Origin of the sequence: Streptomyces sp. NPDC126497 (genome assembly GCF_040302425.1) — a bacterium.
In the GTDB taxonomy this organism is placed as follows: Bacteria; Actinomycetota; Actinomycetes; order Streptomycetales; family Streptomycetaceae; genus Streptomyces.
The window spans coordinates 19826-34468 of sequence record NZ_JBEORT010000075.1 but is presented as its reverse complement, the minus strand read 5'-3'; the positions used below and the strand labels follow the sequence as shown (position 1 = coordinate 34468).

12 protein-coding genes are annotated in these 14643 nt (G+C 71.0%); 6 read left to right on the top strand and 6 right to left on the bottom strand.

Translation table 11 applies throughout. The annotated features are described in order from the left end of the window. Positions 1 to 153: 153 nt before the first annotated feature. Entirely contained in the window at positions 154 to 1917 is a 1764-nt protein-coding gene (gene aspS, locus ABTY20_RS25965; protein WP_351999461.1) for an aspartate--tRNA ligase, read from the bottom strand. 147 nt (positions 1918 to 2064) lie between these two features. Here aspS and ABTY20_RS25960 point away from each other — a divergent pair, with 147 nt between their 5' ends. Beyond that, positions 2065 to 4188, top strand: coding sequence for an ATP-binding SpoIIE family protein phosphatase (locus ABTY20_RS25960; protein WP_351999460.1), 2124 nt, complete (start codon positions 2065 to 2067; stop codon positions 4186 to 4188). 78 nt (positions 4189 to 4266) lie between these two features. On the opposite strand, the gene ABTY20_RS25955 is transcribed toward ABTY20_RS25960, so the two are convergent. Both ABTY20_RS25955 and ABTY20_RS25950 read right to left on the bottom strand, forming a co-directional pair. Further along, positions 4267 to 5238 carry a pirin family protein gene (locus tag ABTY20_RS25955; RefSeq protein WP_351999459.1) on the bottom strand — a complete coding sequence of 324 codons (972 nt, stop codon included), beginning with the start codon at positions 5236 to 5238 and terminating at the stop codon, positions 4267 to 4269. 139 nt (positions 5239 to 5377) lie between these two features. After that, positions 5378 to 5842 (bottom strand): SseB family protein, encoded by a 465-nt coding sequence (locus tag ABTY20_RS25950; RefSeq protein WP_351999458.1) that lies wholly within the window; start codon positions 5840 to 5842, stop codon positions 5378 to 5380. Positions 5843 to 6005: 163 nt separating this feature from the next. Between ABTY20_RS25950 and ABTY20_RS25945 the strand changes: the two genes are divergently transcribed. The 4 genes from ABTY20_RS25945 to ABTY20_RS25930 all read left to right on the top strand — a co-directional run bounded on the left by ABTY20_RS25945 (position 6006) and on the right by ABTY20_RS25930 (position 10200). Beyond that, on the top strand, positions 6006 to 7832 hold the full coding sequence (locus tag ABTY20_RS25945; RefSeq protein ID WP_351999457.1) for an acyl-CoA dehydrogenase: 1827 nt from the start codon (positions 6006 to 6008) through the stop codon (positions 7830 to 7832). A 118-nt stretch (positions 7833 to 7950) separates the two neighbouring features. Next, positions 7951 to 9249 carry a M18 family aminopeptidase gene (locus tag ABTY20_RS25940; RefSeq protein WP_351999456.1) on the top strand — a complete coding sequence of 433 codons (1299 nt, stop codon included), beginning with the start codon at positions 7951 to 7953 and terminating at the stop codon, positions 9247 to 9249. 81 nt (positions 9250 to 9330) lie between these two features. Then, positions 9331 to 9576, top strand: a complete 246-nt coding sequence (locus ABTY20_RS25935; RefSeq protein ID WP_351999455.1) for a DUF6458 family protein — start codon at positions 9331 to 9333, stop codon at positions 9574 to 9576. Between the two features lie 129 nt (positions 9577 to 9705). Continuing rightward, the gene (locus ABTY20_RS25930; RefSeq protein ID WP_351999454.1) at positions 9706 to 10200 is read left to right on the top strand and encodes an LURP-one-related/scramblase family protein; all 495 of its coding nucleotides are present in this window, start codon (positions 9706 to 9708) and stop codon (positions 10198 to 10200) included. A 283-nt stretch (positions 10201 to 10483) separates the two neighbouring features. Here the strand turns inward: ABTY20_RS25930 and ABTY20_RS25925 are convergent, their stop codons facing one another. After that, complete coding sequence (locus tag ABTY20_RS25925) at positions 10484 to 11278, bottom strand: carbon-nitrogen family hydrolase (RefSeq protein WP_351999453.1); 795 nt, start codon at positions 11276 to 11278, stop codon at positions 10484 to 10486. A gap of 219 nt (positions 11279 to 11497) precedes the next feature. Between ABTY20_RS25925 and ABTY20_RS25920 the strand changes: the two genes are divergently transcribed. Beyond that, complete coding sequence (locus ABTY20_RS25920; protein ID WP_351999452.1) at positions 11498 to 12322, top strand: maleylpyruvate isomerase family mycothiol-dependent enzyme; 825 nt, start codon at positions 11498 to 11500, stop codon at positions 12320 to 12322. A 168-nt stretch (positions 12323 to 12490) separates the two neighbouring features. Here ABTY20_RS25920 and ABTY20_RS25915 read toward each other — a convergent pair whose 3' ends face one another. Both ABTY20_RS25915 and ABTY20_RS25910 read right to left on the bottom strand, forming a co-directional pair. Beyond that, positions 12491 to 13801: an MFS transporter gene (locus tag ABTY20_RS25915; RefSeq protein ID WP_351999451.1), complete on the bottom strand. Its 1311-nt coding sequence runs from the start codon at positions 13799 to 13801 to the stop codon at positions 12491 to 12493. After that, the gene (locus ABTY20_RS25910) at positions 13798 to 14454 is read right to left on the bottom strand and encodes a GntR family transcriptional regulator (protein WP_351999450.1); all 657 of its coding nucleotides are present in this window, start codon (positions 14452 to 14454) and stop codon (positions 13798 to 13800) included. Before ABTY20_RS25910 ends, ABTY20_RS25915 begins: the two co-directional genes overlap by 4 nt. Between the last annotated feature and the right edge of the window lie 189 nt (positions 14455 to 14643).

Genomic DNA, 14643 nt, shown 5'->3' with positions numbered 1-14643 from the left:
CCCAGCCCTGCCGGCCGCATCGACATCGACACCCTCCCCAAACGACATCGGCTCCCAAGACCACAACCGGGTCTTGGGAGCCGACGTCACGCGAGGGCCCGAATTAACCAACAGCATCCGAACCGGTTCCGGGCCCCTGACGCACTGCCGGGGTTACTTCGGCTGGGGCTTGCGCACCGTCAGGTGCAGCTCCTTCAGACGGGCCTCCTCCAGCTCCGTCGGCGCACCCATCATCAGGTCCTGGGCGTTGCCGTTGAGCGGGAAGGCGATGGTCTCGCGGATGTTGGGCTCGTCGGCGAGGAGCATGACGATGCGGTCCACGCCGGGGGCGATGCCACCGTGCGGCGGGGCGCCGAAGCGGAACGCGCGCAGCATGCCGGCGAACTTCTCCTCGACCGTCTCACGGTCGTAGCCCGCGATCTCGAACGCCTTGAGCATGATCTCCGGCTCGTGGTTCCGGATCGCGCCGGAGGACAGCTCGACGCCGTTGCAGACGATGTCGTACTGCCAGCCGAGGATGTCCAGCGGGTCCTGGGTCTCCAGGGCCTCCAGGCCGCCCTGCGGCATCGAGAACGGGTTGTGCGAGAAGTCGATCGCGCCGGTCTCCTCGTCCTTCTCGTACATCGGGAAGTCGACGATCCAGCAGAAGCGGAAGACGTTCTCCTCGAACTGGCCGGCGCGCTTGGCGGCCTCGACCCGCACCGCGCCCATGATCTTGGAGACCTCGTCGAACTCGCCCGCGCCGAAGAACACCGCGTGGCCGGGGGCCAGCGCGAGGCGCTTGGTCAGCTCGGCGACGTTCTCCTCGGTGAGGAACTTCGCGATCGGGCCGGTCAGCGAGCCGTCCTCGCCGACGCGCACCCACGCCAGGCCCTTCGCGCCCTGGGAGACCGCGTAGTCGCCGAGCTGGTCGAAGAACTTGCGGGGCTGGCCGGAGACGTCCGGCACCGGCAGCGCGCGCACGTGCTTGCCGGCGAACGCCTTGAACTCCGAGCCCTCGAAGACGTCGGTGATGTCGACGAGCTCCAGCCGGGCACGCAGGTCCGGCTTGTCGGAGCCGTACTTCAGCATCGCCTCGCGGAACGGGATGCGCGGGAACGGGGACGTCACGTGACGGCCGTTGCCGAACTCCTCGAACAGCTCGGTCATCAGCTTCTCGATCGGCTGGAAGACGTCCTCCTGCTCGACGAAGCTCATCTCCACGTCGAGCTGGTAGAACTCGCCCGGCGAGCGGTCCGCGCGGGCGTCCTCGTCGCGGAAGCAGGGCGCGATCTGGAAGTAGCGGTCGAAGCCGGAGATCATCAGCAGCTGCTTGAACTGCTGCGGGGCCTGCGGCAGCGCGTAGAACCTGCCGGGGTTCAGACGGGACGGGACCACGAAGTCACGGGCGCCCTCGGGGGAGGTGGCGCTCAGGATCGGGGTCGCCATCTCGTTGAAGCCCAGTGCCGTCATCTTCTGGCGGATCGCCGAGATGACCGACGTGCGCAGCAGGATGTTGCGGTGCATGCGCTCGCGGCGCAGGTCCAGGAAGCGGTACTCCAGGCGCCGCTCCTCGTTGACGCCGTCCTCGGCGTTGATGGTGAAGGGGAGCGGGGCGGCGGCGCCCAGCACCTCGACCGTGGAGACCTCGACCTCGACCTCACCGGTCGGCAGCTCGGTGTTGACGTTCTCCGCGCCGCGCGAGACGACCTTGCCGTCGACGCGGACCACCGTCTCCTTGGAGAGCTTGTCCAGCGCGTCGTACGCCTCGGTGCCCGGGCGGGCCACGAGCTGCGTGATGCCGTAGTGATCGCGCAGATCGATGAAGAGGATGCCGCCCAGGTCGCGCCGATTGTGCAGCCAGCCACTCAGCCGGACGTCGGTGCCGACGTCAGAGGCGCGGAGCTCGCCGCAGGTGTGGGACCTGTACCGATGCATCGTCGTTCATCCAGCCTTCGCGGATCGGGGTCGTCGTTTCACGTGAAACTCCCCCCAAGCCTACCGGCCGACCCGCGATCGCTTCTCCGTCATGACCGCTCACGTCCACAGTGGCAGTTTTCGACGCCCTCTTCCTAAAGTGGTGCAATGCGTACTGGTGAGCCCCTGCCCGCCCTGGGGGACGTCCTCGCCGCCCTCGACACCGGACTGTGGCACTGGGACACCGCAGCCGGGCTGGTCACGGTCGACGCCGTGGCGGCACGGCTGCTCGGACTGCCCGCCGCACCGGTCACCCTCACGGAGGCCCAGGTCCGGGCCCGGCTGCACCCCGTCGACTGGAACGAGATCACCGGAGTGGTCCAGCTCGCCGTCGCCGAGGGCACCCTCGCCGAGGTACGGATCCGGATCATGGACGACAGGAAGCGGGTCGTCCGGGTGGTGCGCAGCCGCTCCAAGCCCTCCTTCGACCGCGTCCGCAAGGCGTACGTCCTCACCGGCACCCTCCAGGAGGTCGCCGAGCCCCGGCCGGGGACACCCGCCGGCCGCAGCGCGGTCACCGGCGACTGGCGGCGCTCCCGGGAGGCGTTCCTGCTGGACGCCGGCCGGGCGCTGGCGGAGGCCCGGTCGACGCAGGAGGTGCTGCGGGTCGCGGCCAACCTGTCGATGCCGGGCTTCTCGCCGGACGGCCTGGCCGTGTTCGGCGTGGAGGGGGACCGCCTCACGATCATCGGTCACCACGGACACGAGCCCGGTTCCGACCACCCGTTCACCTACATGCCGCTGGACACCGACTACCCGGCCGCCGAGGTGGTGCGCACCGGCCGCGCGGTCTACCTCTCCTCCCCGGAGCGGTACAAGGCCCGCTACCCGCTCACCTGGCCGCTCGCGCAGCGCTTCGGACGGCAGTCCTGGGCCTTCCTGCCGCTGACCGCGTCCGGCCGCACGATGGGCGCCTGGCTGGCGGCCTTCTCCTACCCGGTCGCCTTCACCCCCGACGAGCGGTCCGTGCTGACCACGGTGGCCCGGATGCTGGCGCAGGCGCTGTCCCGCGCGGGCACCGCCGAGAGCGAGCGGGCGCTGAGCGAGGGACTGCAGCGCACGATGCTGCCGAAGCTCGGCTCCGGCATCCCGGGCATGAGCCTCGCCGCGCGCTACGTCCCCACCGGCGGCGGCCTCCAGGTCGGCGGCGACTGGTACGACGTCATCCCGCTGCCCGCCGGACGGTTCGCCCTGGTCATCGGGGACGTCCAGGGCCACGACGTACGGGCGGCGGGGCTGATGGGCCAGCTGCGGATAGCGCTGCGGGCGTACGCGTCGGAGGGGCACCGCCCGGACGCCGTCCTGTCCCGCGCCTCCCGCTTCCTGCACGGGATCGGCGAGGCCGACCCCGCCGAGCTCCGCTTCGCGACCTGTCTGTACGTCGAGGTCGACCCGGTGAGCGGGGTGCTGGAGGCCGCCCGCGCCGGGCACCCGGAACCGGTGATCCGCATGGCGGACGGGACGGTGCTGGCCCGGCCGACGGCGGGCGGGCCGCCGCTGGGCGTCGCCCCGGACGCCGACTATCCGACCACCCGGTTCGTCCTGGAGTCCGGCGAGACGATGCTGATCTGCACGGACGGGCTGATCGAGACCGGCGGCCACGACCTGGAGACGGGCTGGCAGCGGTTGCGCGCCCTCCTCGAGGAGCACAAGGGCGACCAGGAGGAACTGGCCGACACCCTGGTGCAGGCGGTGCACGGGCCCTCCTCGCACCACACCACCGGCCCGCTCGCCGACCGCCGCGAGGACGACATCGCCCTGATGCTGCTGTCCCGGGAGGGCGAGGGCTGCGGCTGCGGCGCGGGGACGGACGCGACGGCGCCGCCGATGCGCCGCACGGCGCTGACGGTGGCGCAGGCCGAGCCCGAGCGGGTCTCGGTGGCCCGGCAGCAACTGCGCGAGCTGCTGCACGACTGGTCCTCGCCGGACCAGGTGGACTCGGCGGTGCTGCTGCTGTCGGAGATGCTCACCAACGTCCTCGTGCACACCGACACCGACGCCCTGCTGCTCGCCGAGGTCACCGAGGGCTGGGACGGCCGCCGGCTGCGCGTCGAGGTCACCGACGCCGGCGACGACCTGCCGCACGTGCGCAGACCGGGCGAGCTGGCGTCCTCCGGGCGCGGCCTGGTCCTGATCGAGCTCCTCGCCCACACCTGGGGCGTCGCCCCGCGCGGCACGGGCAAGTCCATCTGGTTCGAGCTGTACGAGACGGAGGGGGCCGGTCCCGGCTGAGCGGCCGGGGCGCCGGACGCGGGCGAGCCCCGTCCGCCGTGGACGGGGCTCGCTCGTTCGTCGCGGTTCCGGCGGGGCCTACAGACCGCCCTCGGTCATCCCGTGCACGGCGGGGACCGTGCCGAGCCGGCCCTTCTGGAAGTCCTCGAAGGCCTGCTGGAGCTCCTCACGGGTGTTCATCACGAACGGGCCGTAGTGGGCCATCGGCTCCCGGATCGGCCGGCCGCCCAGCAGCACGACCTCCAGGTCCGGGGTGTGGGAGTCCTGCTTCCCGTCCGCGCGGACGGTGAGCGAGGAGCCGGCGCCGAAGACCGCGGTCTGGCCCAGGTGGACCGGACGCCGCTCGGCACCGACCGAGCCCCTGCCCGCCATCACGTACGCCAGGCCGTTGAAGTCCTCCCGCCAGGGCAGGGTGATCTCCGCGCCCGGCGCCAGCGTCGCGTGCACCATCGTGATCGGCGTGTGCGTGACGCCGGGACCCTCGTGGCCGTCCAGCTCACCGGCGATGACGCGCAGCAGCGCGCCGCCGTCGGGGGAGGTGAGCAGCTGGACGCTGCCGCCGCGGATGTCCTGGTAGCGCGGGGCCATCATCTTGTCCTTGGCGGGCAGGTTCACCCACAGCTGCAGCCCGTGGAAGAGACCGCCGGACATGACGAGCTGCTCCGGCGGCGCCTCGATGTGGAGCAGGCCGGAGCCCGCCGTCATCCACTGGGTGTCGCCGTTGGTGATGGTGCCGCCGCCGCCGTGGGAGTCCTGGTGGTCGAAGATGCCGTCGATGATGTAGGTGACGGTCTCGAAGCCGCGGTGCGGGTGCCAGGGGGTGCCCTTCGGCTCCCCCGGCGCGTACTCCACCTCGCCCATCTGGTCCATCATGATGAACGGGTCGAGATGGCGGTAGTTGATCCCGGCGAACGCCCGGCGCACCGGGAAGCCCTCGCCCTCGAAACCGCTCGGCGCGGTCGTGACGGTGAGCACGGGACGTGCCACGGCGTCGGCGGGCGCGGTCACGCGGGGCAGCGTCAACGGGTTCTCGACGGTCACTGCAGGCATGTCGGTACCTCCTCGGGTACGCCCACTTTAGTTGAGCGTTGAACTTCTTGTCACCCCGAACGAAGAAAGCCCGGAGGACATTCCCTCCGGGCCCGTTCCTCGGCAGCGACAGGGGCCGGCCGTCCGAGCGACGACGGTTTCAGCCGTACATCCGGCGCATCGCGAACTCGACCATCTGCTCCACGGCCTTGGCGTCGAACACCATCCGGTGCTCGCCCTCCATGTCGAGCACGAAGCCGTACCCCGTGGGCAGCAGGTCGATCACCTCGGCGCCGGTGATCACGAAGTACTTGGACTCCTTGCCCGCGTACCGCCGCAGCTCCTTCAGCGAGGTGAACATGGGGATCACCGGTTGCTGGGTGTTGTGCAGGGCGAGGAACCCGGGGTTGTCCCCGCGCGGGCAGTAGACCTTGGACGTGGCGAAGATCTGCTGGAAGTCCTCGGCCGCCAACTGTCCGGTGGTGAACGCGCGCACCGCGTCGGCGAGCGAGGGCGCGGACGGCTCCGGGTACAGCGGCGCCTGCTGCCCGTACCCGCCCGGCATCTGCTGCTGCGGCGGGACGTAACCCTGCTGTGCCCCTGCGCTCTGGTCGTAGCCGTACATGCCGCACAGACTACTGATCCGTCGGGAGGGCTGGGTCACAGATGTCCGGATCGGGGTTGCTTCTTATTACCGACGGGTAGCATCATCGGAGCTACTTGTCGGTACGTGAATCAGTTGCGAGGAGTCAGTGCCTCGCCGATACCCCTCTAACGGAGCCGTCGCCATGGGGCACTACAAGTCGAATCTCCGCGACATCGAGTTCAACCTCTTCGAAGTACTCGGACGCGACAAGCTGTACGGCACGGGTCCGTTCGAGGAGATGGACGTCGACACCGCGAAGAGCATCCTCGAGGAGCTGACCCGCCTCTCGGAGAACGAGCTGGCCGAGTCCTTCACGGACGCCGACCGCAACCCGCCGGTCTTCGACCCGGAGACCAACACCGCGCCGGTCCCGGCCTCCTTCAAGAAGAGCTACCAGGCCTTCATGGACTCCGAGTACTGGCGCCTGGGCCTGCCCGAGGAGATCGGCGGCACCACCGCCCCCCGTTCCCTCATCTGGGCCTACGCCGAGCTCATCCTCGGTGCCAACCCGGCCGTGTGGATGTACTCCTCCGGCCCCGCGTTCGCCGGCATCCTCTTCGAGGAGGGCAACGAGGTCCAGAAGCACATCGCGAAGATCGCCTCCGAGAAGCAGTGGGGCTCCACGATGGTGCTCACCGAGCCGGACGCCGGCTCGGACGTGGGCGCCGGCCGCACCAAGGCCGTGCAGCAGGAGGACGGCTCCTGGCACATCGAGGGCGTGAAGCGGTTCATCACCTCCGGCGAGCACGACATGTCGGAGAACATCCTCCACTACGTGCTGGCCCGCCCCGAGGGCGCCGGACCCGGCACCAAGGGCCTGTCCCTCTTCCTCGTCCCGAAGTACCTCTTCGACTTCGAGACCGGCGAGCTGGGCGAGCGCAACGGCGTCTACGCCACCAACGTCGAGCACAAGATGGGCCTGAAGGCCTCCAACACCTGCGAGATGACCTTCGGCGACCGGCACCCCGCCAAGGGCTGGCTGATCGGCGACAAGCACGACGGCATCCGCCAGATGTTCCGCATCATCGAGTTCGCCCGCATGATGGTCGGCACGAAGGCGATCTCCACGCTGTCCACGGGCTACCTCAACGCGCTGGAGTACGCCAAGGAGCGCGTCCAGGGCCCCGACCTGGCGAACTTCATGGACAAGTCGGCCCCCAAGGTCACCATCACGCACCACCCGGACGTCCGCCGCTCCCTCATGACGCAGAAGGCCTACGCCGAGGGCATGCGCGCCCTGGTGATGTACACGGCCTCCGTCCAGGACGCCATCCAGGTCAAGGAGGCGAACGGCGAGGACGCCTCCACCGAGCACGCGCTCAACGACCTGCTCCTGCCGATCGTCAAGGGCTACGGCTCCGAGAAGGCCTACGAGCAGCTCGCCCAGTCGCTGCAGACCTTCGGCGGCTCCGGCTTCCTGCAGGAGTACCCGATCGAGCAGTACATCCGGGACTCCAAGATCGACACCCTGTACGAGGGCACCACCGCCATCCAGGGCCAGGACTTCTTCTTCCGGAAGATCGTCCGCAACCAGGGCGCGGCGCTGAACTCGCTCGCCGAGGACATCAAGAAGTTCCTGGCGCTCGGCGAGGGCGGCGAGGAGCTCGGCGCGGCCCGCGAGCACCTGGCCAAGGCGGCCGTCGAGCTGGAGGCCATCGTCGGCCTGATGCTCACCGACCTCGCGGCCACCGAGCAGGACGTCAAGAACATCTACAAGGTGGGCCTGAACACCACCCGCCTGCTGATGGCCTCCGGTGACGTGGTCGTCGGCTACCTGCTCCTCAAGGGCGCCGCGATCGCCGCCGAGAAGCTCCCGACGGCCTCGGCCAAGGACAGGGCCTTCTACACCGGCAAGATCGCCGCGGCGAAGTTCTTCGCCGCCACCGTCCTGCCCGGCGTGACGCTCGCCCGCAAGGTCGCCGGGGGCGTCGAGCTGGACCTGATGGAACTGGACGAGGCCGCCTTCTAGCCCCTTCCGGGACCCTCCCGGACCTCCCGGGACAGATCCCACGAGACCCTGCCGGACCCCCGTGAGGGCCCGCTCCCGCACAGGGAGGCGGGCCCTCACGCTCGTTAAGGTGAATCCCATGAGCGAACCCCCCCGCTTCGACCGCGGCCACACCGACGACCTGATGTCCTTCCTGGCGGCGAGCCCCACGCCGTACCACGCCGTGGCGAACGCCGCCGAGCGACTGGAGAAGGCGGGCTTCCGTCAGGTCGCGGAGACGGACGCCTGGGACGGGTCGGCCGGCGGCAAGTACGTGCTGCGCGGCGGCGCGATCATCGCCTGGTACGTCCCCGAGGGCGCAGAGGCGCACACCCCCTTCCGGATCGTCGGCGCCCACACCGACTCCCCCAACCTGCGCGTGAAGCCCCGGCCCGACAGCGGGGCGCACGGCTGGCGCCAGGTGGCCGTGGAGATCTACGGCGGGCCGCTGCTCAACTCCTGGCTCGACCGCGACCTGGGCCTGGCCGGCCGGCTGTCGCTGCGCGACGGCTCCACCCGCCTGGTCGACGTCGACCGCCCCCTGCTGCGGGTCCCCCAGCTCGCCATCCACCTGGACCGCTCCGTCACCTCCGACGGCCTCAAGCTCGACAAGCAGCGGCACATGCAGCCGGTGTGGGGCCTGGGCGACGACGTGCGCGACGGCGACCTGATCGCCTTCCTGGAGGAGGCCGCCGGTCTCCCCTCCGGCGAGGTCACCGGCTGGGACCTGATGGTGCACCCGGTCGAGCCGCCCGCCTACCTGGGCCGCGACCGCGAACTGGTGGCCGGCCCGCGCATGGACAACCTGCTCTCCGTGCACGCCGGCACGGCCGCGCTGGTCGCCGCGGCCGGCCAGGGCTCCCACCTCTCCCACATCCCCGTCCTCGCCGCCTTCGACCACGAGGAGAACGGCTCCCAGTCCGACACCGGCGCGGACGGCCCGCTGCTCGGCGGCGTCCTGGAGCGCTCGGTGTTCGCACGCGGGGGGTCGTACGAGGACCGGGCCCGCGCCTTCGCCGGCACCGTCTGCCTGTCCTCCGACACCGGTCACGCCGTCCACCCCAACTACGCGGAGCGGCACGACCCGACGCACCACCCGCGCGTCGACGGCGGTCCCATCCTCAAGGTGAACGTCAACAACCGTTACGCCACGGACGGTTCCGGCCGGGCGGTCTTCGCGGCGGCCTGCGAGAAGGCGGGTGTTCCCTTCCAGTCCTTCGTCTCCAACAACGCGATGCCGTGCGGCACCACCATCGGCCCGATCACCGCGGCCCGGCACGGCATCAGGACCGTCGACATCGGCGTGGCCATCCTGTCGATGCACAGCGTCCGCGAACTGTGCGGCGCGAAGGACCCGTTCCTGCTGGCGAACGCGCTGGTCGCGTTCCTCGACGGGTAGTCAACTGCCGTACGGCGCATGGGTGGCGTCCGCCCGGGTACCCGGTCCGCACCGGAAACACCGGACAGGGAGGCGACACTCATGGGCCTCGGCGGATGCATCATCCTCATCGCCGTGGGAGCAATCCTCACGTTCGCGACCGACTGGGACATGCAGGGTGTCAACCTTGACCTGGTCGGCGTCATCTTCATGATCGTCGGTTTGATCGGTGTCGCGACGTTCAGCAGCATCGCCCGGCGCAGGCGGGTCGTGGTACCCCCCGCCACCCCGGTCGTCGACGACACCGCCCGCACCCGCGACGGGTACAGCGACGGGTACGGGGTCTGACCCGACCGACCGCCACAGCGAAGGGCGCGGGAGAACACGTCTCCCGCGCCCCCGTCGTGCCCGGAGGGACGTCAGCCCGTCGGGCCAACGCCCGCGTCCCGGGGACGGGTGCGGGGAAGGGCTGGCGGCATGAGACTTCTCGTGCGGGACCGGATCCTCGGGATCGGGGACGACTACTGGATCGAGGACGACCGGGGGAACAGGGTCCTCCTCGTCGACGGCAAGGCGATGCGGCTGCGGGACACCTTCGAGCTGAAGGACGCCGAGGGCCGGGTCCTCGTCGACATCCGGCAGAAGACGTTCGCACTGCGGGACACCATGGTGATCGAGCGGGACGGGGAACCGCTGGCGACCGTCCGGCGCAAACGGCTGTCGCTGCTGCGCGACCACTACCGGGTGGCACTGGCGGACGGCGGCACCGAGCTGGACGTCAGCGGCCGGATCCTGGACCGGGAGTTCGCCGTCGAGTACGACGGCGAACTGCTCGCGGTGGTCTCCCGGCGGCTGCTGTCCGTCCGGGACACCTACACCGTCGACGTCGTGCGCGAGGACGCGGACCCGTCGCTGCTGATCGCGGTGGCGGTGTGCGTGATCCACCTGGCGGAGAAGGAACGGGAGGACTAGGGCCTCTCGTTTGGATCAGGTCGGCCGCGACCGACGGTGCGTCGTGGCCGACCCGAGCGGGGTTTGGTGCGTGCAGATGCAAGGCGGAGGAGGGCGCCAACGCGGAGCGTTGGCAACTGACGACAACGCGGCAGATGCGCGTGCCAAGCCCCGCGACGCCGACATGATCCAAACGAGAGGCCCTAGGGCCCGTCCGGCGGGTCGTGCCGGAGACGCGGGCCGTGGAGCACCGTCGGTTTCCTCCCCATCGATCCGCCGGGCAGGCCCTGGGCTCCGGCCCCGGTCAGCGGCGGGGGCGGTCCAGGCCCAGGACGCGGTCCTTGAGGGCCGGGAAGCGTTCGCGGGTGCCCGCCACCGTCGCCGGGTCGAAGTCGACGGTGAGGACCTCCTCGCCGGGGCCCGCCTCCGCCAGGACCTCGCCCCAGGGATCCACCACGATCGAGTGACCCGCCTGCGGAACCCCGGCGTGCGTCCCGGCCGTTGCGCACGCGAGGACGAACGCCTGGTTCTCCACCGCCCGCGCGCGGGCCAGCAGCGTCCAGTGGGACCGGCGGCGCTCCGGCCAGCCCGCCGGGACGACGAGGGTCTCGGCACCGGCGTCGACGAGACCGCGGAAGAGTTCGGGGAAACGGAGGTCGTAGCAGGTCGCCACACCGACGACGGTCTGCGGGAGACGGACCGTCACCAGCGTGTCGCCCGCCCCCATCAGCACGGCCTCGCCCTCGTCGAAGCCGAAGCGGTGGATCTTGCGGTAGGCGGCGGCGAGATCGCCGGAGGGGGAGAGGACGAGCGAGGTGTTGTAGAGGGTGCCGTCCGGGTCGCGCTCGGGGACCGACCCCGCGTGCAGCCACACGCCCGCGTCGCTCGCGGCCTTGGCCATCGCCTCGAAGGTCGGCCCTTCGAGCGGTTCCGCCGCACCGCCGAACCCCTCGTACGCGAACGCGCCCGTGGTCCACAGCTCGGGCAGGACGACGAGGTCGGCACCGGCCTGATCCCGTACCAGCCCGGCGACCCTGCGCCGACGCGATTCGACCGATTCGTCCTCGTTCACGGCGACTTGGAGCAAGGAAGCGCGCACACTACCACCGTCCTGGCATTCGGCCCGTGCACACGGGCCTACGATCGTCACACGAAAGCACTGCCGGGGTGCCTCACAGCAGCGTAACTTGGGGTCTCCCCCGGTTCGAGCGAAGCCGAGAACCGGGGGAGACCCGAGACACCCACGAAGTGCAGCCACCGCCCACTGGCACCGCCACCACAACCTGCCCGTGTACCGACCGCCGAGGGGTCCCGTTCCGTGAGTCTGCATCCCACCCTCCAGCCCTACGCCGACGCCTGGTCCCACTCCATCGAGGCGATATCCGAGCTGGTGCAGTCGCTCCCGGAGGCCGACTGGAACCGGCGGACCCCGTGCCCGGGCTGGTCGGTCCGCGATGTCGTCTCGCACGTCATCGGCCTGGACTCCGAGATGTACGGCGACCCCCGCCCCATCCACACGCTGCCGCGCGACCTGTTCCACGTCACCAACGACCACCAGCGGTACATGGAGATGCAGGTCGACGTGCGCCGCCACCACACGGCGCCGGAGATGACCTCCGAGCTGGAGCTCATGATCATCCGCCGCAACCGTCAGCTGCGGAACGAGAACCGCGATCCCGGTGCCACGGTGCGCGGCCCGCTCGGCACGGAGCTCACGCTGGAGGAGTCGATGCGCCGGCACGCCTTCGCCGTGTGGGTGCACGAGCAGGACCTGCGCACGGCCCTCGGCCACCCCGGCAACCTCGACTCCCCCGGCGCGCACGTCGCCGGCGACGTGCTGCTCGCCGAGCTGCCCCGTGTGGTCGCCGAGCTGGCGCAGGCGCCGCGCAGCTCGGCGGTGGTCATCGACGTCCACGGCCCGGTGGAGTTCCTCCGCACGGTCCGCGTCGACATCCAGGGCCGCGGCACCCTGGAGACGGCCCCGGCCCTCGGCCCGGCCGCCGCCCTCTCCCTCGACTGGGAGACCTACGTCCGCCTGGCCTGCGGCCGGGTCACGGCGGAGGCGGTGTCGGACAGGGTGAAGACGGAGGGCGACCCGGACCTGACGGCGGCGATCCTCCGCCACTTCGCGGTCACCCCGTAGCAGGCGCGGGCGGGGCGTGCCTCCCCCAGTGCCTCAAGGGCCTGGGAGGTGCCCCCAGCGGCTCGGGCGGGCGGTGCCTCCCCCGCCCGAGCGAAGCCGGGAGCGGGGGAGGCGACCCGGCACGCCGGGCCGCGCGTCCCGCCCCCGCCCTGCAGCGGCGCCGGGCACCTACACGGGCACGTGCACGGAGGAGACCCGGCTCGCCACCGACCGCTCCCGCTCCCTGCGCGCCGCCCGCCTCCGCAACCGCAGGATCTGGGTGACGCCCAGCACCTGCAGCACGAACACGGACGAGAAGGCCACGGTGTAGTCGTCCCCGGTCGCGTCCAGCAGCACGCCGACCGCGAACAGTGTCGTCATGGAGGCGACGAAGCCCCCCATGTTCGTGATCCCCGACGCCGTCCCCTGCCGCTCGGGCGGGTTCGCCGGCCGTGCGAAGTCGAATCCGATCATGGACGCGGGGCCGCAGGCCCCCAGCACCGTGCACAGCGCCACCAGCAGCCACATCGGCGCCGTGTCCGCCGGATGGGCCAGGGTCGCCGCCCACAGCGCCGCCGTCGCCCCCACCGTCCCCAGCGCCAGCGGCAGCCGCGCCCCGTGGTGCCGGGCGATGACCTGGCCGTAGACCAGCCCGAAGACCATGTTGGACAGCACGACGAGGGTGAGCAGCTCACCGGCGGTGGCCCGGGACAGCCCCTGTGCCTCCACCAGGAACGGCATCCCCCACAGCAGCAGGAACACCATCGCCGGGAACTGGGTGGTGAAGTGCACCCACAGCCCCAGCCGTGTCCCCGGCTCCCGCCAGGAGGCGGCGATCTGGCGGCGCACGTAGGCGGTGCCCTGGTGCGGGACCGGCTCCGGCTCGTGTCCCTCGGGATGGTCCTCGAGGAACAGCAGGAGCAGCACGAACACCACGACACCGGCGAGCGCGCTGCCCGCGAACGCCGCCGTCCAGCCGATGCCGTGCAGCAGCCGGGCGAGGACCAGCGTGGAGACGAGGTTGCCCGCCATGCCGGCCAGCCCGGCCATCTGCCCGACCAGCGGTCCGCGCCGGGCCGGGAACCACCGGGCGCCCAGCCGCAGCACGCTGATGAACGTCATCGCGTCACCGCAGCCGAGCAGGGCCCGCGAGGCGAGCGCCATGCCGTACGACGGGGAGAAGGCGAAGCCGAGCTGCCCGGCCGTGAACAGCACGGCGCCGATGCCCAGCACCTTCCTGGTGCCGAGCCGGTCGACCAGCAGCCCGACGGGTATCTGCATGCCCGCGTAGACCAGCAACTGGAGGATGGAGAAGGTGGACAGGGCGGAGGCGTTGACGCCGAAGCGGTCGGCGGCGTCGAGGCCGGCCACACCGAGCGACGTACGGAAGGTGACGGCGACGAAGTAGACCGAGACGCCGATCCCCCACACGGCGAGGGCGCGCCGTCCGCCGGGGGGTTCCCCCTCCGGGGGAGGGTCCCCGGGCAGCGTGCCGCTCATCGCACCTCGCCCCGGGCCAGGTGGGAGAACCATCCGACGTGCCGGTGGACGACGTCGACGGCCGCCTCCGCGTCACCGGAGCGCAGCGCCCGGAGGATCTCCCCGTGTTCGGCGAGGGTCTTGGCGATCCTGTCCGGGTGGGAGTGCATCACGGCGACGCCCATCCGCAGCTGACGGTCGCGGAGCTGGTCGTAGAGGCGGGAGAGGATCTCGTTGCCGCCGCTGCGGACGATCTCGGCGTGGAAGCACCGGTCGGTGACGGAGGCCGCGGCGAAGTCACCGGCGGCGGCCTGCTCCTCCTGCCGGGCGAGCAGCTCCTCCAGACGCTCGATGAGTCCGGGCGGCGCGGGTACGGCCTTCCTGGCGGCGTGCTCCTCGACGAGCAGCCGGGTCTCGACGACGTCGGCGATCTCCTGCGCGGAGACGGGCAGGACGAGGGCGCCCTTCTTCGGGTAGAGCCTGATCAGCCCTTCGACCTCCAGCCGCAGCAGCGCCTCGCGCACGGGGGTCCGCGAGACCCCCACGGCCTCGGCCAGCTCGCCCTCGGTGAGCAGCGTCCCGCCCTCGTAACGGCGTTCCAGGACGGCCTGCTTGACGTGGGTGTAGACGCGGTCCGCGGCGGGGGGTTGCCTCACGGGGATCGGGCTGCTCATGCGGACAGGATAGATACAACACGCACGCATGGAAGAATCCATCCACGATGCGGACTCGGAAAAGCCGGAAGTGCCCCCGGTCCACGCACAACCATCCGTGCGCGCCATGCGTCAGAAAGACGCGGCCCCCTCATGGGCCGCACCTCAACTTGGCCGCACCGTACGGTCATTCCAGGTAATCGGGGTATT